Here is a 23,778-nt window from a genome sequence, read left to right on the forward strand (position 1 = left end):
TTATTATCCAGAGTTCAGGTTACCTAGTTAACTACCTTTTACTTCGCCAATGATCTTTATGTTGTTCTCTCTTATTAAAAGGCATGGCGAAAGGAGCAAACTCTTTCATTACACGTCGATAAACATCCCGTTTAAACGATACAACCTGTCTTACAGGATACCAATAACTTACCCAGCGCCAATCATCAAATTCAGGATGATGGGTTTTAAGTAAATTTACATCTTCGTCTTTACAGCGTAATTTTAGTAAAAACCATTTCTGTTTTTGCCCAATACACACCGGACTAGAGTCTCGGCGGATTAATCGTTTGGGTAATTTATAGCGTAACCAATGTTTTGAGCTTGCGACTATTTCTACATCTTCTGGTCGCAACCCTACTTCTTCGTGTAATTCACGGTACATGGTTTGTTCTGCAGTTTCGCCATCATCAACACCACCTTGGGGAAATTGCCAAGAGTGTTGACCATAACGTCTGGCCCAAAAAACCTGTCCCTGATTATTGCAAATCACAATTCCGACATTGGCACGAAAACCTTCGGCATCAATCACCTTAGTGCCTCATTTGTAAGTCGATTTTTAATGATTGTTCCACATTAGCCGCAATACGGCAAATACTATTATACCCAACCCGATTAGTAAGCTAAGTTTGAGCTTTTAGTACATTGATAAATTATGGAGAGTGGGTAAATATTTGGAAAATAACTTAACAAGGCTATTGCGGTTCTTGTTTTCCTCTAGTTACTCACAGTTTGTGCATAACTTTTGTAAAACACGCTCATTTTGCAAACAAATCCACAATATTAGATCTAAAAACTTGGCTTCTCCACAGATTCTGTGGATAAACATGTTCATATAGTTGTATTTATCCTTACAACTTTTAAATTGCTTAATCAAAACTGAATGTACAACATTAAAAAAACCAACTGAGTCAGTAACTTAAAGTAAAGCAGCTTAATTTCGATATGTTCAAAATTAACTCAAACAACAAGCGAGCAAAAAACACACAACTCTAGTAATATCCACGGCTTAGCCTATTTGCTATCATGGCTATGATATTTATACAACCGAAATTAAGAATACTAATTACGTTGAATTGATATTTATAATCGCAATAAAAAGTAGCTCAATAACAAAAAACTATCATATGCAGTTTCTCCGCATAAGTAATTTCAACGTAGTTAGTGAGTTGTTAAACCTCTATAATATTCATATTTTAATAAAATTGGCATGACATGCGACCTACAAAACCACACTCAATAAACGATTTAATGCAACGCGTTAATAATATTGCCGGATTAACTCTAGGGCAGCTTGCTAACAAGTATAATTTTAAAACGCCAGATGATTTACTGCGCGAAAAAGGTTGGACTGGTCAGTTAATTGAATATGTACTAGGTGCTACTGCGGGCTCAAAACCACTTCCGGATTTTGAAGATTTAGGAATTGAGCTAAAAACACTCCCTATTTCCTATAAAGGTAGGCCACTGGAAACTACGTTTGTATCGGTTACACCTTTAATGAACGTTACAGGAATGACTTGGCATACCAGCTCTGTACGTAAAAAACTAAATCATGTTTTATGGCTGCCAATTTTAAGCGAACGTGATATTGCCCCGTTTGATAGAACCATTGGCAGCGGCTTTTTGTGGCAACCCTCACCTGAACAGGACGCTTTATTACAGCGCGACTGGGAAGAGCAAATGGAGCTAATTGCGCTAGGTAGAGTCGACGAAATATCAGGCCATTTAGGCGATGCGATGCAAATACGCCCTAAAGCAGCTCATAGCAAAATAGTGACTGATGCTATTGGTCCAAATGGGCAAATAATTAAAACCCTACCCCGTGGCTTTTACTTAAAAACCAGTTTTACAGGTGATATTTTAAAGCAGCAGTTTCAGCTTTAACTGTGTTATAAAATATTAAAACTTAAGTAACCTTTAATATTATTGCCGCCACCCTCTTTCGCTCTGTGCGCGCGCCAGCAAGCTTAACCCTACAACTTATTCTCATCTCTTTGAAAAAGTATCAGGCATAAAAAATCCCCGCTTGTGCGAGGATTTTATCATCTAAAATTAAAAATTAGATTCTATATAAAATAGAATTACTGACCTTTAACTTCTTTAAGACCGTTGTACGGTGCTTTATCACCTAATTGCTCTTCAATACGTAGCAATTGGTTGTACTTTGCAACACGGTCAGAACGGCTCAATGAACCTGTTTTAATTTGACCTGCAGCAGTACCAACCGCTAAATCAGCAATTGTTGAATCTTCAGTTTCACCAGAACGGTGAGAAATAACAACAGTAAAACCAGCATCTTTAGCCATTTTTATTGCAGCTAAAGTTTCAGTTAAAGAACCGATTTGGTTAAACTTAATTAAGATTGAGTTAGCAATACCGTTGTCGATACCACGTTTTAAAATCTTAGTATTTGTTACAAATAAATCATCACCTACTAATTGGATTTTATCACCCATTAGTTTAGTTTGATGTGCAAAGCCATCCCAATCAGACTCATCAAGACCATCTTCAATAGAAACGATTGGGTACTGATTAGTAAGATCTTGTAAGAAGAAGTTAAATTCTTCAGAAGTGAATTTTTTGCCTTCACCCTTAAGGTCGTAGATGTTTGCTTCTTTGTCGTAGAACTCAGATGCAGCACAATCCATCGCTAAAGTAATATCTTTACCTAGCTCGTAACCTGCGTTTGCTACAGCTACTTTAATTGCAGCAAGAGCCGCTTCGTTAGATGCAAGGTTTGGTGCAAAACCACCTTCATCGCCAACCGCTGTTGAATGACCATCAGCTTTAAGTACTTTAGCAAGGCTATGGAATACTTCAGCACCCATGCGTAGGCCTTCGCGGAAGTTTTTAGCGCCAACAGGTTGGATCATGAATTCTTGAATATCTACAGAGTTATCTGCATGCTCACCACCATTGATGATGTTCATCATTGGAAGTGGCATAGAGTAAACACCTGGCGTGCCGTTTAAGTCAGCGATATGTTCATAAAGCTCAACTTTTTTAGACTGTGCAGCTGCTTTCGCGGTTGCTAGTGATACAGCTAAGATTGCGTTTGCACCTAATTTTTCTTTATTTTCGGTACCGTCTAAATCTAGCATCACTTTATCTACAGCGCTTTGATCTAATGCACTTTGGCCTTTTAAAGCATCAGCAATTTCGTTATTGATATAACCAACTGCTTTTAATACACCTTTACCTAAGTAACGTGATTTATCACCGTCGCGTAACTCTAATGCTTCACGAGTACCAGTAGATGCGCCTGAAGGTGCTGCTGCACGACCCCAAGAGCCATCTGCTAAATGTACGTCTGCTTCAACAGTTGGGTTACCACGCGAGTCCATAATTTCGCGACCGATTACTTTTACGATTTCTGACATCTTGATTCCTCTATATTCCCAAAATGGTGAGTTCAGCTAACTTTACTACGTTTTATATAGCTTAGTCAGCCCTTAAAACAAAAAAGCCGTGCAATATGCACGGCTTTTAAAATTACGAATTCGCTTTTTGGTGGATATGCGCGGCTGCTACAAACCCTTCAAACAACGGATGACCATCACGTGGAGTTGACGTGAATTCCGGGTGGAACTGCGCGGCAATAAACCATGGGTGATCTTTATTTTCGATAATTTCTACCAGTTTTTTATCTTCTGATAAACCAGTAAAGCTTAAGCCTGCTTTTTCAAGTATTTCTACAAAGTTATTATTTACTTCGTAGCGATGACGATGACGTTCAACAATTTCGTCGCTGCCATATACTTCGCGTACTTTAGAACCTGGTGTTAAATGACATTTTTGTGCGCCTAAACGCATAGTGCCACCTAAATCAGATTTTTCGCTACGTGTTTCAACATTACCTTCAGCATCTAGCCATTCAGTAATTAAGCCAACTACTGGCGCTTCTGAATTTGCATTAAACTCTGTAGAGTTTGCATCCGTTAAGCCTGCAACATTACGTGCATATTCAATTAATGCTACTTGCATACCTAAACAAATACCTAGGTATGGTACTTTATTTTCACGTGCGTATTTAGCCGCTAAGATTTTACCCTCAACACCACGTCCGCCAAATCCACCTGGTACTAAAATAGCATCTAAGTGTGAAAGTAATTCAACACCTTTGTTTTCTAAATCTTGTGAATCTACGTATTGAATATTAATTGTTAAACGGTTTTTAAGGCCCGCATGCTTTAATGCTTCGTTAACCGATTTGTACGCATCTGGTAATTCAGTGTATTTACCAACCATACCAATTGTCACTTCACCCGTTGGGTTAGACTCTTGATAAAGTACTTGTTCCCACTCAGCTAAATCAGCTTCTGGTGGATCTAAGTGAAAACGACGACATACGAAGTTATCTAATTCTTGCGTTTTTAATAGCGCTGGAATTTTATAAATGCTGTCTACGTCAGGTAATGAAATAACCGCTTTTTCTTCTACGTTTGTGAATAATGAGATTTTTGCACGCTCATTATTAGGTAGTTTACGGTCTGAACGACAAATAAGAATATCTGGCTGAATACCTACTGAGCGTAACTCTTTAACAGAGTGCTGAGTTGGTTTTGTTTTAACTTCACCTGCAGGGCCTAAAAATGGCACTAACGTTAAGTGAATAAATAGCGCGCGTTCGCGGCCAATTTCAGTTCCCATCTGACGAATTGCTTCAATAAACGGTTGTGATTCTATATCACCTACAGTGCCGCCAATTTCTACAATAGCAATATCATAACCTTCAGCACCGTCGTATACACGTTGCTTAATATCGTTAGTGATATGTGGAATAACCTGAATAGTAGCGCCTAGGTATTCACCACGGCGCTCACGACGTAATACGTCTTCATATACACGGCCTTGTGTGAAGTTATTACGACTAGTCATTTTGGTACGAATAAAACGCTCGTAGTGACCTAAATCAAGGTCAGTTTCTGCGCCGTCTTCTGTAACGTAAACTTCACCGTGTTGAATTGGGCTCATTGTGCCTGGGTCAACGTTGATGTAAGGATCCAGCTTTAAAATGGTAACATTTAAACCACGGGCTTCTAAAATAGCGGCCAGTGAAGCTGCGGCAATACCTTTACCCAACGAAGAAACAACTCCGCCAGTAACGAAGATAAATTTTGTACTCATGCGAACCCTAGAATATCAGGAATTAAAAGGAATATAACACCCAAAGAAGAGCCTAAGGGTATATCATCAAGACGGGGCGAAATTGTACCAAAACACTGCTTATCAATCCAGCTAAAATTAGCTAATGCGCGCACAAAAAATGTGCACTATTTAACATTAAGCCTATTTTACTTTTTTAATCGCATCCCATGCACTGTCCATTTCTTCAAAGGTTGCTGTATCTAAGCTTTTACCTTGCGCATGCAAATAGGCGTTTACCTTTTCAAAACGCGCTGAAAACTTATCATTAGCGCTACGAAGCAGCTGTTCGGGGTCTCGTTTAACATGGCGTACAACATTAACAGTGGCAAAAAGTAAGTCGCCGAGTTCTTCCGCTGTATGATCAGATAACGGGTCTTGCTCAATCGCTTCTTTTACTTCAAGCACTTCTTCGCTCACTTTATCAAGTGCACCGTGATACGTTGGCCAATCGAAACCAAGTGCGGCAACGCGTTGTTGAATTTTTTTAGCTTTACTTAAGCTTGGCATATTGGCAGGAATATCTTGCCAAAAAGAAGGTGATTCTGTTTGCGCTCTAGCACTGCGTTCTTGTGCTTTGATTGCTTGCCACTGTTGCGATAATTGATCGTCTGTTAGCTCTTTTTTTTCACCAAACACATGCGGGTGACGACGGGTAAGCTTATCGTTTAATTGCTCTACTAGATCATTAAAATCAAATAGATTTTGCTCTTGTGCAAGCTGCGCATAAAAAATAATTTGAAATAACAAATCACCCAATTCACCTTTAAGCTCATCTAAGTTGCCTGACTCAATACAGTCGGCAACTTCGTATGCTTCTTCTAGTGTATGCGGCACAATAGATTTAAAATCTTGTTTGAGATCCCACGGGCAACCGCCCTTGGGATCTCGCAGTGTTTTCATTATGCTAAGAAGTTGTGTAAGCGCTGCATTATCATTCATGATTAATGACCACGCTTGGCATCGTGTACACCTTCAATTTGGTGTAACTTAGAAAGAACACGGTTAGTACCCGATAAGTCATGTACTTCTATTTGCATCGTAAATATAGCTAACTGATTATCTTCAACCGTATTTACGTTCATGTTTAAAACATTTACTTTTTCGTTAGCAAGTACTGAGCTTATATCGCGTATTAGCCCTGAACGATCGGTTGCTTCTATTTTAATACTTAGTGCGTACGAGCCGTTGATATCTTCAGACCAACTTACCGAAATAACACGCTCTGGATGCTGATTTTTTAAGTTATTAAACGAATCACAGTCTTCCTTATGAACACCTATTCCTCGACCTTGCGTTATATAACCTATTATCTCATCGCCAGGGACAGGACGACAGCATTTGGCTACATGGCTCATTAAGCTACCAACGCCATCAACCACTATGCCGTTTTTGTCACCGGTTACTTTGCTAGGCGCTTTAATACGAATAACCGGTTCATCTTCTGTCCGATCACTTACAAAGTTAAGCATTTGATTGAGACGTACATCACCCGCACCAATTGCAACCATTAAGTCATCAAGTTCTTTAAAGTTAAAACGCTTGATGGCTGGCTCTAAATCTTTGTATGTTAAATTAAGCTTTTGTAATTCACTGTCGAGAATTTCTTTCCCCGCACTTAAGTTTTTGTCGCGGTCGAGCTGTTTAAACCAGTGATGAATTTTGGCTCTAGCGCGCGATGACTTAATGTATCCTAATGACGGGTTTAACCAATCACGACTTGGATTTGGTTGTTTTTGGGTCAGTATTTCTACCTGATCCCCGGTTGTAAGTTGATGCGTGAACGGCACTATTTTGCCGAAAATTTTTGCGCCAATACAACGATGCCCTACATTTGAGTGAATGTAGTAAGCAAAATCAAGCGGTGTAGCGCCAAGTGGTAAATCGATAATATCGCCGCTTGGGGTAAATATGTATACGCGGTCTTCTACTACTTGGTTTTTAAGCTCTTCAGCTAAATCACCACCATCAACCACTTCTTCTTGCCATTGAAGTAACTTACGCAACCAGCTAATTTTTTGCTCATAACCCGAGCCGCGTCCCGGTAATGCACCTTCTTTGTACATCCAGTGTGCAGCCACACCCAACTCAGCATCTTGATGCATATCGCTGGTACGAATTTGTATTTCTACTGTTTTACCTTCAGGCCCAAATACTACGGTATGGATTGACTGATAGCCGTTTTGTTTTGGGGTTGCTACATAGTCGTCAAACTCTTTATTAAGATGACGCCAATTGGTGTGCACAATACCCAGCGCTCCATAACAATCTTGTAGGCGTTCAACGACGATACGCATTGCACGAATATCAAAAAGCTGATCAAACTCGTAGTTTTTTTGCTGCATTTTTTTATAAATGCTGTAAATGTGCTTGGGGCGGCCATAAACTTGGGCCTCTATGCCCGCTTCACTTAAACGGTTTTTTACTTGCTCAACCATATCTTCCATATAGGCTTCGCGCGTAAGACGTTTGTCGTCAAGTTGTTTGGCTATGCTTTTATAGGTGCCTGGGTGCAAATATCTAAACGATAAATCTTCCAGTTCCCACTTTAATTGCCCTATTCCTAATCTGTTTGCCAATGGTGCAAAAATATCAGCCGTTTCTTTAGCGGCAATGACGCGGTCTTCTTCATCCGCATTTTTTACATTACGTAAATGACATACCTGCTCGGCAAGCTTAATGACCACGGCGCGCACATCTTCAACCATGGTTAATAACATTTTTCGAATATTATCAACTTGCATAGTTCCTTTACCTTGATGCGATAAAGTACTAATAGTGGCCATTTGTGCAACCCCAGTTAACAGCATGGCTATATTACTACCAAGCTGCTCTTCTATGGTTTCTAGTGATATTAAATCGTTTAAAAAATACGGGGTTAAATACGCAGTAGCTAACGATTCGGGGTCGAGATTTAGCTCAGCTAAAATTTCAACCATTTCGATTGCAGTAGTTTGCCTGCTTTCATTATCACATTTTACGCAGAGCGCTTGCGCTTTAGTAAGTAGCTCTGTTTTTTCTTCAGACAAGGCAAGAAATGAAAGCCGAGTGCTAAAATCTGTTGTCTCATCTTGTTGATGTGATTGTCGTGTAGCTACCATAATGCGTTCTACCTCCGTTGAAATAACGCCATAGTTTCAATATGCCCTGTATGAGGAAACATATTCATTAGCCCAATTTTATTAAGATCAAAGCCAGCTTGTGAAATAATTGCGCTGTCACGGGCTAAAGTAACAGGGTCACAAGAGACATATAAAATAGTTTTAAACTGCTTTAAAGATAATTGCTCTAATACAGCCATTGCACCAGTCCTAGAAGGATCGAGTACAAGCACATCTAAGTTTTTACTAAACCATGTGGCGCTCTGTATGCTTTGCGTTAAATCAAAGCAATGAAACTGCGCATTGGTAATAGAGTTAGTTTGCGCATTTTGAGCAGCCATTGCAACCGCTGAAGTCACACCTTCTACGCCAATTACAGATTTTGCTTGTTTTGCCAGCACTAATGAGAAATTACCAATGCCACAAAATAAATCCAATAAATTTTCATCACCTTTTAAATCAAGCCAATTTGCAGCTTGCTTTAACATAGCTTCGTTAACTTGCGAATTTACCTGAATAAAATTACCTAAACCAAATTCAAATTTTAGATCAAACTCTTTAAGGTAATAAAACGGCATGGCTAAGTGTGAATGCGCAATTACATCGCTCTCGCTTTGCCATACAACTTCAAACTGTTGGCTTTTTGTTATGTGCTCAACCAAAGCCTTTGTATCATCGTTAATTGCTTTAGTGTGACGAATAACAACAAAGTTTTTCTCATCACTTTGGCATAACTGTAAATGGCTTATACTGTGCAGCGCTTTGTGTTGATTAATTAAACCATCAAAAAGTGTAAAAACATCCGCAAATACTTCATCAAGTACTGCACATTTATTAATACTTACAATATTTTTTGAACCACTTGCTCTATAACCCACACGCATTTTTTTAGCTGCTTTATCAAACATAACGGCTATGCGGGCGCTGCGCCTGTAATGCACAGACTTACTTAATAATGGAGCTTGCCAGTTTAAGGTATTTAATTTAGCAAACTTACTAAATAGCTGAGTAACTGCAGTTTGTTTTTCTACAACTTGTTGGCTTACTTCTAAATGCTGTAATTGGCAGCCACCACACTGATTATAGTGCTCACAAAAAGCGTCTACTCTTGATTCACTCGCTTTAATAACTTTAATTACTTTTGCACTGCTGTATTTAGCTTTATCTTCGACGAGCATTGCTTTAACTGTTTCATTTGGTAATGCACCGCTTACAAAACATACTTTATTATTATGCTTCGCAATGCCACGCCCTTGATGATCCATTCCCGTTATATTTAATTCTAATGTTTGTTGCTTAAGCGGTTTCTTTTTCGCTTTAAAAATTTGCGCCATTAGGCATTACCTTCAGTTTATTTATGAAGCACCTATATTTAGATGCTTTAGAATGCGTGTTGAACCGTATATACTCAAATCATACTAATAACGATAAAACGCTCCCATTATGACCAAATTAGGCTTACGCGATTCTGTTTTAACACTGACCCTGATCCCAACGGTGATCATAGGATTACTACTTGGTGGCTATTTTACAATAAATCGTTACATTGAGCTTGATGAAATTTTATATCAGCAAGGTACTACTATTTCTGAGCCACTTGCTATTGCGCTTGAGCAACCCATGCTCGAAAAAAACAAACAGCTATTGAATCGCCTTATAAGCTACACACATAACAAGCACTCCCCTACAATTAAGTCGATTGCAATTTTTGATAAAAATAATGCGCTATTAATGACGAGTAATTATCACCGCTCATTTGAAAAGTTAATTAATCAAAAGACGCTCATAAATTTAAAAACGACCCACGTGCAAAAGTCAGATGAGCTTGTTACATTCTTCACGCCCATTATTAACCATACAAGTCACGACTCTAAATGGGATCCATCTGCTTTTCAGTCATCTCTGGGCACCGTTATTATACAGCTAAACAAAGACCAAGCGGTTATAGGGCAGCAACGTGCTTTATTAATTAGCGGTATTGTAATTATTTTATCATTGGTATTTGCAGCAATTTTAGCTTTAAGGTTAAGCCGCATGTTTATGACGCCGCTTAATAAGTTAGTACTTGCAACCGACAAGTTAGTCGAAGGTAAAAGAAGTACTGGCCTTAACGACAACATGATAGGTGAATTTGAGCTATTGCGAGAAGGCTTAAATACCATTGCTCACACTATGGTGATGCAAAAAGATGAAATGCAAAAAAATATTGACCAAGCAACTAGCGACTACCGCGAAACACTAGAGCAATACGAAACTTCAAATATAGAGCTCTCATTTGCAAAAAAAGAAGCGCAAGATGCTAACCGCGTAAAATCAGACTTTTTAGCTAAAATGAGTCACGAACTTCGTACTCCGTTAAATGGTGTTATTGGATTTACACGCCAGCTTTATAAAACACCACTAAACAAGCATCAAAAAGATTATCTCGATACTATTATGCTATCAGCAAATAGTTTAATGACTATTATTAGCGACATTCTAGATTTCTCCAAACTAGAAGCGGGTGCAATGGAACTTGAGTCGATTCAGTTTCAACTTCGTGATGCTGTAAATGAAGTGATGACGCTACTCGCTCCTAGCGCACACGATAAGCAATTAGAGCTATCCATTTACATTAACCAACAAGTACCAGATGACTTAACGGGCGATCCCACTCGCTTTAAACAAGTGCTGATAAACCTATTAAGTAATGCGATTAAATTTACTGAAAAAGGCTCCATTAAGGTCGACATAAGCCATCGGTTACTCGACGACGAACGTACTTCTTTACTTGTGTCAGTAACAGATACTGGCGTGGGTATACCTATGGATAAGCAAGACTCTTTATTTACTCCATTTGGGCAAGCAGACTCAAGCATTACACGTAAGTTTGGTGGTACAGGTCTTGGCCTCATTATTACTAAGCATATTGTTGAAGCGATGAATGGCCGCATAACATTAAACTCTGCACCAGGTAACGGTACCTGTTTTACATTCAATAGTGTGTTTAGTTTGCCCAATCATGTATTTACTAACGACTTACCGACTAAATCGCTCATTGGTAAGCGTATTTTGTATTTAGAGCCACACGAGCATACACATCACGCTGTACTTTCGTTATTGACTCAGTGGGAATCAAGCGTAACGGCATGTTTTAACGAGACTAGCTTTTTAGACGCTATAAAAAATACTGAACATAAATATGATGTTTGCTTAATTGGCCATATGGCATCAGTTGATGATATGCAGCAACTAAAAAGCTATGTAAAAGCCGTGCGTGAATCTACTGATTACTTATATTTAATGCTTAATACTGTATCGCACAATATGCGAGAAGCCTTTATAGGTAGCGGTGCTGATGCGTGTTTAAGTAAACCACTTAATCACCGTAAGTTATGTGAAGTACTTGCTGCACCTTATAGGCTTGACCACCCTACTCATAATATTGAACAAAACGATCAAGCTTTGCTGCCGTTAAAAGTATTGGTTGTTGATGATAACGATGCCAACTTAAAACTTCTCCATACTTTATTAAGTGAGCAGATTGAAGTAATAGAAACGGCACATAATGGTTCACAAGCATACAGCTTAAGTAAAAGTCATAAATACGACATAATTTTTATGGATATCCAGATGCCAATTATGGACGGTATAACCGCATGCAAGCTTATACAAGAATCATCACTTAATGAAGATACACCAATTATAGCTGTAACGGCACACGCCCTTCAAAGCGAAAAAGAGCAACTACTAAAAGATGGCTTTAAAGGCTATTTAACTAAGCCTATTGATGAAGATATGCTTAAACAAATTATTAGCGATCATAGTCCACAGACCGCGGTTAATCGCGATAAAGCTAAAACAGATACACCACAAAGCCCGGCTCCATTTCAAAGTAGTCGAATTGATTGGGCACAAGCCCTGCAGCGTGCTGGAGGAAAGAGCGAGTTAGCGCTAGAGATGCTTAATATGCTACTTCTAAGCGTCCCTGAAACTCTTACATTGCTTGCTAAAGCGATAGAGAGTAATGATTGTCAGCAAGTCCTAAGTATTGTCCACAAGTTTCATGGCGCATGTTGTTACACTGGTGTACCAAAACTTAAATCACTCGCAGAAACAATTGAAACATCACTTAAAAATAAATGCTTGTTAGAGAATATTGAACCTGAATTATTTGAGTTACAGGACGAGCTTGAAAACTTACTTGCTGATGCAAGCGTAACTGAGCTACAAAGATAAGCTTTGAATTTTAGATACAAAAAAACGCGGCATTAACCGCGTTTTTTTAATTAAGCTTTTTAAATACTTATGTAGATTCGTATTACATTCTTGCTTCAATCATTAATCGTTTCATGTCGCGTACGGCTTTATCGAGCCCATCTATCGCTGCACGAGCAATAATAGCGTGGCCAATATTTAGCTCATAAATCTCAGGCATCGCGGCAATGGGTTTAACGTTATGGTAATGAAGACCATGGCCAGCGTTAACAATCAAACCTAAGCTTGCTGCGTATTTAACACCTTCACGAATATGCTCTAACTCTTTGTGTAAATCAGTATCATTTGTTGCATCAGCATACGCGCCTGTGTGTATTTCTACATAAGGAGCACCACATTCTTTAGCTGCATCTAATTGTGCTTTATCTGCATCAATAAATAGCGATACTTTAATACCCGCGTCGGTAAGCGTTTTTGTTGCGGCTTTAATTTTATCTATATTACCCGCTACATCTAAGCCGCCCTCGGTGGTTAACTCTTCGCGCTTTTCAGGTACTAAACACACGTACTCGGGTTTTACTTCAAGCGCTATCTGTATCATTTCATCGGTAACAGCGGTTTCAAGATTCATGCGAGTTTGGATAGTTTTAGCCATCACATAAACGTCGCGATCTTGAATATGGCGTCTGTCTTCACGTAAGTGAATCGTAATACCGTCTGCGCCTGCATGCTCTGCTACACTGGCTGCATGCGCTGGATCTGGGTAACTTGTTCCACGCGCTTGACGAAGTGTTGCAATATGATCTACGTTTACACCCAAAAGAATATCTTTCATTTTCTTACCTGTAAAATTACGTTTATTGAGAGGCCATAAATAGCTCACGGCTTTTTAATGGTTTACTACCTAATAAGGGTTTTAATAAATAGCGACTTAATTGCTTTGCCATATATAGCACATCACTTTGGCTAAAGTCATGATTTGCTATGGCGTTGAGTTGTTTGCCACTAAATCCAGAACGCGTATCTTCTTGTACTAAAAAACCAAGTTCGGGGAAATAACTATACGTCTGCTTTTCATCTATTGGTTCACCACTGGCATCAAAACTAAAATCCACGCCATAACCGAGTAATTCCAATAATTGAAATTCGTACGAGCGAAGCACTTCTTGTAAATTGGCTCCGCTGTTTAGGTTTCCTAGGTGGGATTTATATAGCTCAAATACTTGTTCAATTGGCTCATTAACAGGAACGATGCGGTTAGTCAGTTCGTTCAAATAAAAACCACAATAAAGCTCATCACCTTTTAAAAAGTGCGGGTTACCATGCAGTTCAAACTTATTGATATATTTTAAATCGTACTTGCCACTGTAATTAACAAGGAGTGCCTGGAACGGCTGAAGTTGTGCTTTATGTTTAGTGGCCTGGCGACCACTAATTCGGGCCAGCATTCTTAACTGACCAACGCCTTCTACAAGCATATCTAACATTACCTGGGAGTCACTATACGGACGCCTATGTAATAAATACGCGGTGTAGAAGTCGCTATCCATTCACTAAGCTACTGCTTGGTTTAGTCTTCACTGTAACCTAAGCTTCTTAGTGCACGTTCATCATCAGCCCAACCCGACTTAACTTTAACCCAAAGCTCTAAAAATACTTTGTTATCAAGCATTTCTTCTATGTCTTTACGAGCTTCACGGCCAATGGTTTTTAGCTTTTCGCCTTTATTACCAATAACCATGCGTTTTTGTGTTTCGCGCTCAACAAGAATTAACCCATTGATGTGCCAAATACCGTTGTCTTGCCATTTAAACTGCTCAATTTCAACAGTCACAGAATACGGTAGTTCTTCACCCATAAAACGCATTAGCTTTTCACGAATAACTTCAGCTGCCATAAAGCGCATTGAACGGTCAGTTACATAATCTTCAGGAAAGTAAAATTCGCAAGGAGGTAAGCGTTTAGTTACCTCTGCTTTGATTAAATCAACGTTTTTACCTTGCGTTGCCGATACTGGCATAATTCCAACAAAATCAAACTTGTCACTTAACCACTTCATATGAGGCAATACAAGATCACGGTCTTTAACTTGGTCAATTTTATTAATAACTAATAATACAGGCTTACCACTTTGCGATACTTTATTAAGTACCATATCGTCATCTGCATTCCAATGAGTGCCTTCAACGACAAAAATAATAAGCTCTACATCGCCGATAGAACTAGACGCTGCTCGATTCATTAAACGGTTAATAGCACGCTTTTCTTCAACGTGTAGACCCGGTGTATCTATGTATACCGCTTGGTGTTTATCTACGGTATGAATACCCATAATACGATGACGTGTAGTTTGTGGTTTACGTGAGGTAATACTCACTTTTTGCTCAATGATTTCATTAAGCAAAGTCGATTTACCTACGTTTGGTCGACCGACAATCGCCACCATTCCACAAAATGTATCTACATCACGTTCATGAGGCTGTATTAAGGTATCAAGGTTCATTTTTAAGTATCTTCAATGCTTTTTCGGCAGCTTTTTGTTCGGCCTTACGGCGCGAGCTACCAACAGAAATTATGCTATCCATTCCATCAACAATACATTCAACCGTGAATGTTTGATTGTGTGCTTGGCCTTGTGTATCAACCACTGTGTAGCCCGGTAACGATAATTTACGGGCTTGTAAATACTCTTGCAGCAGGGTTTTAGGATCTTTCTGGTTAAGCCCTGGTGAAATAGCATCCAAACGTGATTGGTACCACGCCAATATAAGATCGCCACAACTGTCGATACCTGAATCTAGAAATGCAGCGCCTATAATAGCTTCTACTGCATCAGCAAGCGTTGACTCGCGACGAAAGCCGCCACTTTTAAGCTCGCCCGGCCCTAAGCGTAAATAATCGCCTAGACCAAATTCAAGACCAAACTCAGCAAGTGTTTGACCACGCACAAGTGTTGAGCGCATGCGGCTTAAATCGCCTTCACGCGCTTTAGGGAATTTGGCATAAAGTGCATTGGCAATCACAAAGCTTAAAATCGAGTCGCCTAAAAATTCTAGTCGCTCATTATGTTGGCCTTTGTGGCTGCGGTGCGTCATTGCTTGTTCAAGTAAACCTTGATCAGCGAATTCATAGCCAATTTTTTTATATAATTCTGTTACATTTTTTTTCATCGTTACTGAATATTACCTAGGCGTTCAAAGCGAACACCAGTTGGAACCCATCCTGGTAAAATATCATCAGGGCCATTCTCAAATTCAAAACTCATCCATATAAAGACAGCTTTACCCACCAAGTTTTCTTTTGGTACAAAGCCCCAAAAGCGACCATCTTGGCTGTTGTCGCGGTTATCACCCATCATAAAATAATGATCAGCAGGAACAGTCCATTCATCAGAAGGCGTGCCCGGTTGCTGATAGTAACGCCCTTTTCTTTCAGGCGCTTGTGGGTTGATTAATATATCATGCGTAACTGTTGTTAAATTTTCATTCACACGAGCTAGAGGCATTGGGCCTTGTTTAAATTCGTTATCATTAATTAGTTTAAAATCAATTTTATTGAATTCATTACATAAAAGCTCACCCTGTTGGGTTTCGCCTTCTTTACAGTTTGGCTGAATATATAAACGTTTATCACGATAAACAATTTTATCGCCAGGTAAACCAATCGTACGTTTAATATAGTCAACACTTTCATCTAAAGGGTATTTAAAAACAACAATATCACCACGTTCAGGCTCACCGACATCAACTAACTGAGTGCGCCAAACTGGGTCTTTTATTCCATATGAATACTTTTGTACTAAAATAAAGTCACCCACTAACAGTGTAGGCATCATTGAACCAGATGGAATTTGAAACGGTTCAAAAATAAATGATCTAAAAATAGTAATTGCTGCAATCATCGGGAAAATCGACTTTGCTGTTTCTGTTAGTACTGGTTCTGGTGCAATTAATGCCGCAGTTTCTTCATCTAACGGAGCTCCAGCAGACGTTTGCGCTATCGCTAAGCGCTCCTGTCTTTTAGGTGCATACATTAAGTGATCTATTAACCATATTAAGCCTGAGCCTAAGGTTAATAGCACCAATAAAACTGAAAAATAACCAGCCATTTATAATCCTTTGTTTTTATTTACCAACTTTTAAAATAGCTAAAAACGCTTCTTGAGGCACTTCTACATTACCTACTTGCTTCATACGTTTTTTACCATCTTTTTGCTTTTTAAGTAGCTTTTTCTTACGACTCACATCGCCACCGTAACACTTAGCAATTACGTTTTTACGTAACTGTTTTACCGTAGTACGTGCAATAACGTGTTGTCCAATCGCTGCTTGAATCGCAATATCAAACATTTGACGAGGAATAAGCTCTTTTAATGCATCAGCTAATTGACGACCACGAGACTGTGCACCGTCTCTGTGAACAATAATCGCAAGTGCGTCAACACGCTCACTATTGATTAAAATATCAACACGCACCATATCTGATGTTTGAAAGTGTTTAAAGTTATAATCAAGCGATGCAAAACCACGGCTTGTTGATTTTAATTTATCAAAAAAGTCCATTACCACTTCAGCCATAGGTAGCTCGTACGTAACAGCTACTTGCTTTCCGTGATAGGTCATTTTTGTTTGGCTACCGCGTTTTTCAATACACAAAGTAATAACATTACCTAAGTATTCTTGTGGTACCAAAATATTAGCTTCAACAATCGGCTCACGTATTTCTAAAATATCGTTTACTGCAGGTAAATCAGACGGGTTATCAATCTGGAATGTACCTTCTTTAGTAACTATCTCATAGATTACCGTAGGTGCCGTTGTAATTAAATCAATATCGTATTCACGCTCTAAACGCTCTTGAATGATTTCCATGTGTAGCATACCTAAAAAGCCACAGCGGAAACCAAAACCTAATGCAGTTGAATTCTCTGGTTCAAAGAATAACGACGCATCGTTTAAGCTTAATTTATTAAGCGCATCACGGAATGATTCATACTCATCTGATGCAATTGGGAACATACCTGCATAAACCTGAGGCTTAATTTTTTGAAAACCAGGTAAACGAAGTGGAGCCGCATTTTTTTGATGAGTTATAGTATCGCCTACTGGCGCACCATGTATCTCTTTGATGCCAGCAATAACAAACCCTACTTCACCTGTTCTTAAAATACCGGTGTTAGTTTGCTTAGGTGTAAACACACCCACTTGGTCGGCAGTATGTATATGCTCATTCGACATTATTTTTATTTTGTCGCCAGTGCGTAATTCACCGTGCTTAATACGCACTAATGATACAACGCCTTGGTATGGGTCAAACCAAGAATCGATAATAAGTGCTTGTAGAGGTCCATCTGTATCGCCTACTGGCGGCGGAACATCTCTAACAATCATTTCAAGAACTTCGGCAATACCTACACCCGTTTTAGCGCTACATTGCACTGCATCAAGGGCATCAATACCAATAATTTCTTCAATTTCTTCTGCAACGCGCAAAGGATCCGCTTGCGGTAAATCGATTTTATTAAGTACTGGAATTACTTCTAATTCCATTTCAATAGCGGTGTAACAGTTAGCTAATGTTTGTGCTTCAACGCCTTGGCCTGCATCAACAACGAGTAGTGCACCTTCACATGCAGCTAAAGAACGCGATACTTCATATGTAAAATCAACGTGTCCTGGAGTATCAATGAAATTAAGTTGATAAGTTTCGCCATCGTTCGCTTTGTAATTCAACGTTACACTTTGCGCTTTAATGGTAATACCACGTTCGCGCTCAATATCCATTGAATCCAAAACTTGTTTTTGCATTTCACGGTCGGTTAAACCGCCACAAACTTGGATCAAACGATCTGAAAGGGTCGATTTACCATGGTCAATATGGGCGATGATCGAAAAATTACGGATATGCTTCATAAACTGGATTCTATACTTCTATTTTAATGGACTAAATATGAATACCTAAGTGACTTGAAAATACTTGCTGTAGGATGCCATAAGCTCAGTTTGTAAATTACAAACATCACGAATGCTTTTTAATATTGATTAAAACCATTTTATTTATTGAATAACAATAAGTTAAATTTATTTAACTTACATAATTCAGCTAGATAAAATAATTTAAAAAACCACTATTCCCTGTATTTCCAAGTTACTTTGGTATAAAACGGCAATTTTACATTTAATTGGCGTCAATCACCATCTATTTGAGTTAAAGGGATACTAATTGGGTGAATTTTTATAACTTTTATATCGTGCTTTAGCGATTTCACGCGAGTTTTAGCTATAAAGAAACCAGTAACACCACCTAAAGCTGCAGCTAAAATTTGCCAACCTTCACAAGCCATAAATAATTGCGCTGCAATCAGTGCAAAAACCAGAGTTAAAAGCAGTGGTAGCATGTATACCGCAAATGCATGCTTAACGACGTGACTATCATCAAGTGACAAGGTTACCTTTTGTCCTACTTCAACAGAGGATTCAAATTTATAAGGGAAGGTTTTTTTTGCAGTGCCAAACAGCTTACCAAACACTTGTGAGCCGCAACGACCATTGCAGCCTTCACAAGCTTGTTTTTGTTGTGCTTCTAAATGAGCAATGTGGCCATCGAGGGCCACAACAGTGAGGGTTTGTTCAATCATAACAATCCTTACGAATCGTTTATAATGCGCGGGTAACTGACTCAGCAATCGCTTTTGCGGTCATACTCGGTACATTACCAACAACCGATACATCAAAATTACCGCCATTATGCACATATACTGTCGTTGCACCAGAGGTTAGTGCACCACTTAAACGCTTACCCGGTAATGGACGCTGAATAAATACCGAAATTTCAACAAAACCATCAGAGAACAAGTAATAGTCTGTTAATTCGTTATTTAAATCGAGCTTATGTCTGTCTGATTTTAGTAATTCAAAGCCATCCGGTAACCAACTAATTTGCCAGTTAGTAGCTGTACTGTCTTCGTTTATAAGTGCATCGTTTGGTAAAGGCGTTGGAAAGTTTCGATTGAGCACTTCAAGTAACATACCTGCTGGCTGCTCTGTCACACTAATGTGAGTAAGCTGTAACTGCTCTAAGGCCTCACCTTCATGGTTAACGTACGCGGCTTTTAGTAATAACGACGATTCCATATCCAGCCAAATCCAATAATTATATTTATACTCGTCTTTAGATTCTATGCGAACTAGTTGTGCAGCACGCCCTGCAATACGACCTTTCCCGCCTAGTACAAAATCATAGTGCGCGCTTAAGCGATCTATGTCTTTAAAAAGCACTTCAGGGATTGGACCCGCTATTGAATCTGTTTTTAGGGAGTATGGTTCTGACTGAGGTTCAAAATAAGTAACTTGGTTGTCAATACGGACCATTTCAAGCCCAGCACCATTAAGTAAACTTAAATGCTCAAGTTCTGTATCACCTTGTAAAGCATGCACCCATCGGTAGGGTTCCATTGTTTTACCTTTGACAACCACAAACGAAGCGTCAAAATTACGGGTGTGAACGGCATTAGCCATTTTTAGTAATAAATCTTTGGCAGGATTTGTGTCGTTGGCAAATGCATTAAAGCTTACTACCAACGACAGAACAAAAGTGATTACTTTCATTTAATTAGTTTTTTTCCTCAGACGCTTTGGTATTAGTTTGCGCTGTTTCTAAAGAATTCGCAACTCGTGCTTGGCGTTGATGCTCAAGAACTAATGCACCAATACGTTGTTGCTGTAATTCACGTAAACCTTGCTCTGCATTTTCAAGCGCAGGCTCAGATGAGTAACTTACTGGCGACGCCATACCTGTCAGCGGTGTGGTTTGTAGTAATGGAATTTCGCTTTGTTGCTCGTTGTTACTTTGAGGAAGCGTATTAACGCCCACAATAGCAAACATTGCCACACTGGCTGCAATTGCTAGTTGAGCAACTGGCTTGCGCCAATTAAAAGCCACTACTTTATTATCTTGTACCGTCTCAGTGATTGCTTGAGGCTGTGTTTTTGACTGACTAAAGTCAGCATAAACAGGCTCGCTTTCAAGTGCTAATGCAACGCGATCGCTAATATCAATATGTATGTCGTTATTATTTTTTTGAGCACGCATCGCATCACCAATTAACGCATAACGGCCAAACGTAGTTACATCTTGCTCTGCAATTTTTGCATCAGTCAGATGTTGCTCGCCATCAAGTAATGCCGATAACGCTTCGTTATCTAACTTGTTAAGGTGTGCTTTTGTCATACTAATACTCGCCTATTAATGGGTTTAATTTGTTATCTATTGCTTCACGGGCACGAAATATACGCGAACGCACAGTCCCGACCGGGCAATCCATTACCACTGCTATTTCTTCATAGCTCATCCCTTCGATTTCTCTAAGGGTGATTGCGGTTTTAAGATCTTCAGGCAAACTATCAATCGTATTAAAAATAACAGCGCGTACTTCTTCGCTTAAAAGTAGGTTTTCAGGAGATGCATTAGATCGCATTGAATCTGCACAATCATAAAACTCGGCATCTTCAGCGTCTATATCATTTGCTGGCGGCTTACGCCCCTGGGCTACTAAGTAATTTTTAGCACAATTAACGGCAATACGGTATAACCACGTGTAAAAGGCGCTGTCACCTCTAAAGTTAGGAAGTGCACGGTAAGCTTTAATAAAAGCCTCTTGTGCTACATCAGCAATATCGCCTTGGTTTGATACATAACGTGAGATCAAACCTGCAATTTTGTTTTGATACTTCTTTACTAATAGGTTGAAGGCGTTTTTATCTCCTTGCTGGACCCTTTTTACTAGCACTAAATCTAATTCCTGCTCGCTCATTCGAGCCGGTACTCCTATGTCTGATTTTTGCTTGTTATTCATATTGTCGTCATTGTTCACAAATACTCTGACCTCTTTATGAATAAAAAGTTCTGCTTAATATTATTTTTTTATAAAATAGATGATAAATAACGGCGCTAAGCCTTTAAAATCACTACGTAGTAGTATGACAAATATGGTACAACTACAGATATTAAAAACAAATATTGCTCTATACGAGCATTGTAACCGCAAAGTACCTCTGACATGAACCAAAATAAACATCACATTGCAGATGTCGCTATTATAGGTAGCGGCGCAGCAGGCTTATCACTTGCATTATCTCTAGCTAATTATTGTAACGTTACCGTGATCAGTAAAGGAGCGCTTACAGAAGGTTCTACTTTATATGCTCAAGGTGGTATAGCAGCTGTATTTGATAAACAAAACGACAGCATAGAATCTCATGTTGAAGATACACTCGATGCGGGCGGCGGTTTATGCGACAGAGACGCTGTTCATTATACTGCCAGCAATGCTCACGATTGCCTACAGTGGTTAATCGACCAAGGTGTTCCCTTTGATATGGAGTTTGATAGCAAAGGAAAAGAGCGTTTTCATTTAACACGTGAAGGCGGTCACAGCCATCGTCGTATTTTGCATGCAGCCGATGCTACTGGCAAAGCTGTGCAAACCACGCTTATTAGCCAAGTTAAAATTCATAAGAATATAACGCTCTTAGAGCAATACAATGCTATTGATTTAATCACAGATAAAAGCGCCGGAAAAACAGGCTCACACATTGAAGGTATGTATGTGTGGAACAAAAAAGCTAAAAAGGTAGAAACCATTTCAGCTAAATTTGTTGCTCTTGCTACTGGTGGCGCAAGCAAAGTGTATTTGTATACATCTAATCCAGATGTATCAAGTGGTGATGGCATTGCAATGGCATGGCGCGCAGGCTGTAAAGTTGCCAATATGGAATTTAATCAATTTCATCCAACGAGCCTTTATCATCCAGAGCTACAAAACTTTTTAATTACAGAAGCTATGCGCGGTGAAGGGGCTTATTTAAAACGACCTGATGGCACTCGTTTTATGAAAGATTTTGACAGTCGTGAAGAACTTGCTCCACGCGATATAGTGGCACGCGCAATCGATTTTGAAATGAAGCGTTTAGGTGCTAATTGTGTTTATTTAGATATTAGCCACAAAGATAAAGACTTTATTATTGAGCACTTTCCTACTATTTACGCAAAATGCCTAAGTGTAGGGCTTGATATAACAAAAGAAGCAATCCCAGTTGTACCTGCTGCGCATTACACTTGTGGTGGCGTAATGACCGACTTTAACGGTAAAACAGATCTCGATAACTTGTATGCTGTTGGCGAAGTCGCTTACACAGGCCTACATGGTGCAAACCGTATGGCAAGTAATTCATTATTAGAATGTATTGTATTTGCCCACGCTGCAGCTAAAGATATTTTAAGTAAAATTGAACATGCACCAGAGCCAATGGCTCTACCTCATTGGGATGAAAGCCGTGTTAGTAACTCTGATGAAGAAATTGTTATTACCCATAACTGGCATGAACTACGTTTATTTATGTGGGATTATGTAGGTATTGTACGCTCTACTAAACGCTTAGAACGTGCACTGCATAGGGTTGAGTTGCTGCAGCAAGAAATACACGATTATTATGCAAACTTTAGAGTAAGTAATAACTTGCTTGAGCTTCGTAACTTAGTACAAGTGTCAGAACTCATTATTAGAAGTGCAATGGAACGAAAAGAAAGCAGAGGCCTGCATTATACTATTGATTACCCTGAACAAAATGAAAATCCAACACCGACTATTTTGACTCCAAAACGCAATTAATCGCGCTTAAAGTAGCACGTTTTAGACGCGCATAGCTTTGTTCATTAACACCATTGGCTGAAATTATAAGCCAATGGTTGTTACTAAAACCTTTAATATGTAGCCATATATTATTGCCATAAAAACGGCTTTTTTTACTAATTTCACCCTGAATTTTCAAACCCTCACCCTCAAACCTAAATAGCTTGGGTTCTAGTATTATAACGCCGTGATTTGGATGAATTGCCAACACTTTTTGCCACACTAAAAAGCCAGCTAATATATTAATTATCAAACAAAAAAGCATAGCTAGTAGCGAATCTAAAAATAAACATAATATTAAAATGAGCATGCAAAAAAAGACCACAATAGGTTTGTGGTCAGCGTTATTATTAGTAACTGTAAACCTATACACGAACTCGGTCTAAGATCAGCGAAACCATACCGTTTAACTGCTCATCTTTACATTCTTGATGACCCATAAACCATGCAAATAAGTCAGGGTCTTCTTCTGTTAGCAAACGCTGAAAAATAGCCTGTTGCTCTGCGCTTAAAGAGTCGTATGCTTCTTCAACAAACGGCATAAACAAAACATCAAGCTCTAACATGCCACGACGGCAAGCCCAACGAATACGTGCTTTACTATGAATTTCAACCATTTTAAAC

21 protein-coding genes are annotated in these 23,778 nt (G+C 39.1%); 3 read left to right on the top strand and 18 right to left on the bottom strand.

Annotated features, from left to right (window positions below; genetic code table 11):
* Window positions 1–31: 31 nt before the first annotated feature.
* Window positions 32–550 carry an RNA pyrophosphohydrolase gene (gene rppH / locus CXF76_RS17870; protein WP_002958704.1) on the bottom strand — a complete coding sequence of 173 codons (519 nt, stop codon included), beginning with the start codon at window positions 548–550 and terminating at the stop codon, window positions 32–34.
* 683 nt (window positions 551–1,233) lie between these two features.
* On the opposite strand from rppH, the gene mutH reads away from it, so the two are divergent.
* Window positions 1,234–1,905: a DNA mismatch repair endonuclease MutH gene (gene mutH, locus CXF76_RS17875; RefSeq protein ID WP_024589993.1), complete on the top strand. Its 672-nt coding sequence runs from the start codon at window positions 1,234–1,236 to the stop codon at window positions 1,903–1,905.
* Between the two features lie 197 nt (window positions 1,906–2,102).
* On the opposite strand, the gene eno is transcribed toward mutH, so the two are convergent.
* The 5 genes from eno to rlmD all read right to left on the bottom strand — a co-directional run bounded on the left by eno (window position 2,103) and on the right by rlmD (window position 9,601).
* Window positions 2,103–3,401, bottom strand: a complete 1,299-nt coding sequence (gene eno, locus CXF76_RS17880; RefSeq protein ID WP_024589994.1) for a phosphopyruvate hydratase — start codon at window positions 3,399–3,401, stop codon at window positions 2,103–2,105.
* Window positions 3,402–3,513: 112 nt separating this feature from the next.
* Window positions 3,514–5,148, bottom strand: coding sequence for a CTP synthase (locus CXF76_RS17885; RefSeq protein ID WP_010553216.1), 1,635 nt, complete (start codon window positions 5,146–5,148; stop codon window positions 3,514–3,516).
* 162 nt (window positions 5,149–5,310) lie between these two features.
* Window positions 5,311–6,108: a nucleoside triphosphate pyrophosphohydrolase gene (mazG, locus tag CXF76_RS17890; protein WP_101164292.1), complete on the bottom strand. Its 798-nt coding sequence runs from the start codon at window positions 6,106–6,108 to the stop codon at window positions 5,311–5,313.
* Window positions 6,109–6,110: 2 nt separating this feature from the next.
* Complete coding sequence (relA, locus tag CXF76_RS17895) at window positions 6,111–8,267, bottom strand: GTP diphosphokinase (protein WP_007583109.1); 2,157 nt, start codon at window positions 8,265–8,267, stop codon at window positions 6,111–6,113.
* 8 nt (window positions 8,268–8,275) lie between these two features.
* Complete coding sequence (gene rlmD, locus CXF76_RS17900; RefSeq protein WP_101164293.1) at window positions 8,276–9,601, bottom strand: 23S rRNA (uracil(1939)-C(5))-methyltransferase RlmD; 1,326 nt, start codon at window positions 9,599–9,601, stop codon at window positions 8,276–8,278.
* Window positions 9,602–9,710: 109 nt separating this feature from the next.
* Between rlmD and barA the strand changes: the two genes are divergently transcribed.
* The gene (gene barA / locus CXF76_RS17905; RefSeq protein ID WP_101164294.1) at window positions 9,711–12,485 is read left to right on the top strand and encodes a two-component sensor histidine kinase BarA; all 2,775 of its coding nucleotides are present in this window, start codon (window positions 9,711–9,713) and stop codon (window positions 12,483–12,485) included.
* A gap of 82 nt (window positions 12,486–12,567) precedes the next feature.
* Here the strand turns inward: barA and pdxJ are convergent, their stop codons facing one another.
* The 10 genes from pdxJ to rpoE all read right to left on the bottom strand — a co-directional run bounded on the left by pdxJ (window position 12,568) and on the right by rpoE (window position 21,276).
* On the bottom strand, window positions 12,568–13,299 hold the full coding sequence (gene pdxJ, locus CXF76_RS17910; protein WP_007581734.1) for a pyridoxine 5'-phosphate synthase: 732 nt from the start codon (window positions 13,297–13,299) through the stop codon (window positions 12,568–12,570).
* A gap of 22 nt (window positions 13,300–13,321) precedes the next feature.
* Complete coding sequence (gene recO / locus CXF76_RS17915) at window positions 13,322–14,014, bottom strand: DNA repair protein RecO (RefSeq protein ID WP_007581733.1); 693 nt, start codon at window positions 14,012–14,014, stop codon at window positions 13,322–13,324.
* A 20-nt stretch (window positions 14,015–14,034) separates the two neighbouring features.
* The gene (era, locus tag CXF76_RS17920; protein ID WP_007581730.1) at window positions 14,035–14,967 is read right to left on the bottom strand and encodes a GTPase Era; all 933 of its coding nucleotides are present in this window, start codon (window positions 14,965–14,967) and stop codon (window positions 14,035–14,037) included.
* The gene (rnc, locus tag CXF76_RS17925; RefSeq protein WP_007581728.1) at window positions 14,957–15,634 is read right to left on the bottom strand and encodes a ribonuclease III; all 678 of its coding nucleotides are present in this window, start codon (window positions 15,632–15,634) and stop codon (window positions 14,957–14,959) included. The genes era and rnc overlap by 11 nt, the downstream gene beginning before the upstream one ends.
* A gap of 2 nt (window positions 15,635–15,636) precedes the next feature.
* Complete coding sequence (lepB, locus tag CXF76_RS17930) at window positions 15,637–16,572, bottom strand: signal peptidase I (protein ID WP_024589998.1); 936 nt, start codon at window positions 16,570–16,572, stop codon at window positions 15,637–15,639.
* Window positions 16,573–16,588: 16 nt separating this feature from the next.
* Window positions 16,589–18,376: a translation elongation factor 4 gene (gene lepA / locus CXF76_RS17935; protein ID WP_007581724.1), complete on the bottom strand. Its 1,788-nt coding sequence runs from the start codon at window positions 18,374–18,376 to the stop codon at window positions 16,589–16,591.
* Between the two features lie 275 nt (window positions 18,377–18,651).
* Complete coding sequence (locus CXF76_RS17940; protein WP_101164295.1) at window positions 18,652–19,101, bottom strand: SoxR reducing system RseC family protein; 450 nt, start codon at window positions 19,099–19,101, stop codon at window positions 18,652–18,654.
* Between the two features lie 19 nt (window positions 19,102–19,120).
* A complete protein-coding gene (locus tag CXF76_RS17945) occupies window positions 19,121–20,071 on the bottom strand; it encodes a MucB/RseB C-terminal domain-containing protein (RefSeq protein WP_007581719.1) in 951 nt (316 codons plus the stop codon).
* A gap of 4 nt (window positions 20,072–20,075) precedes the next feature.
* Window positions 20,076–20,693 carry a sigma-E factor negative regulatory protein gene (locus CXF76_RS17950; RefSeq protein WP_007581717.1) on the bottom strand — a complete coding sequence of 206 codons (618 nt, stop codon included), beginning with the start codon at window positions 20,691–20,693 and terminating at the stop codon, window positions 20,076–20,078.
* Window position 20,694: 1 nt separating this feature from the next.
* Window positions 20,695–21,276, bottom strand: a complete 582-nt coding sequence (gene rpoE / locus CXF76_RS17955) for an RNA polymerase sigma factor RpoE (RefSeq protein WP_101164296.1) — start codon at window positions 21,274–21,276, stop codon at window positions 20,695–20,697.
* A gap of 246 nt (window positions 21,277–21,522) precedes the next feature.
* Here rpoE and nadB point away from each other — a divergent pair, with 246 nt between their 5' ends.
* Window positions 21,523–23,133 (top strand): L-aspartate oxidase, encoded by a 1,611-nt coding sequence (gene nadB, locus CXF76_RS17960; RefSeq protein WP_007581714.1) that lies wholly within the window; start codon window positions 21,523–21,525, stop codon window positions 23,131–23,133.
* On the opposite strand, the gene CXF76_RS20825 is transcribed toward nadB, so the two are convergent.
* The gene (locus CXF76_RS20825; RefSeq protein WP_024609021.1) at window positions 23,108–23,464 is read right to left on the bottom strand and encodes a hypothetical protein; all 357 of its coding nucleotides are present in this window, start codon (window positions 23,462–23,464) and stop codon (window positions 23,108–23,110) included. The two genes, nadB and CXF76_RS20825, sit on opposite strands and share 26 nt — an antisense overlap.
* A 55-nt stretch (window positions 23,465–23,519) precedes the next feature.
* Entirely contained in the window at window positions 23,520–23,771 is a 252-nt protein-coding gene (locus CXF76_RS17970; protein ID WP_007581709.1) for an FAD assembly factor SdhE, read from the bottom strand.
* Between the last annotated feature and the right edge of the window lie 7 nt (window positions 23,772–23,778).

The organism is Pseudoalteromonas sp. 78C3 (genome assembly GCF_002836695.1).
Lineage (GTDB): Bacteria > Pseudomonadota > Gammaproteobacteria > Enterobacterales > Alteromonadaceae > Pseudoalteromonas > Pseudoalteromonas arctica.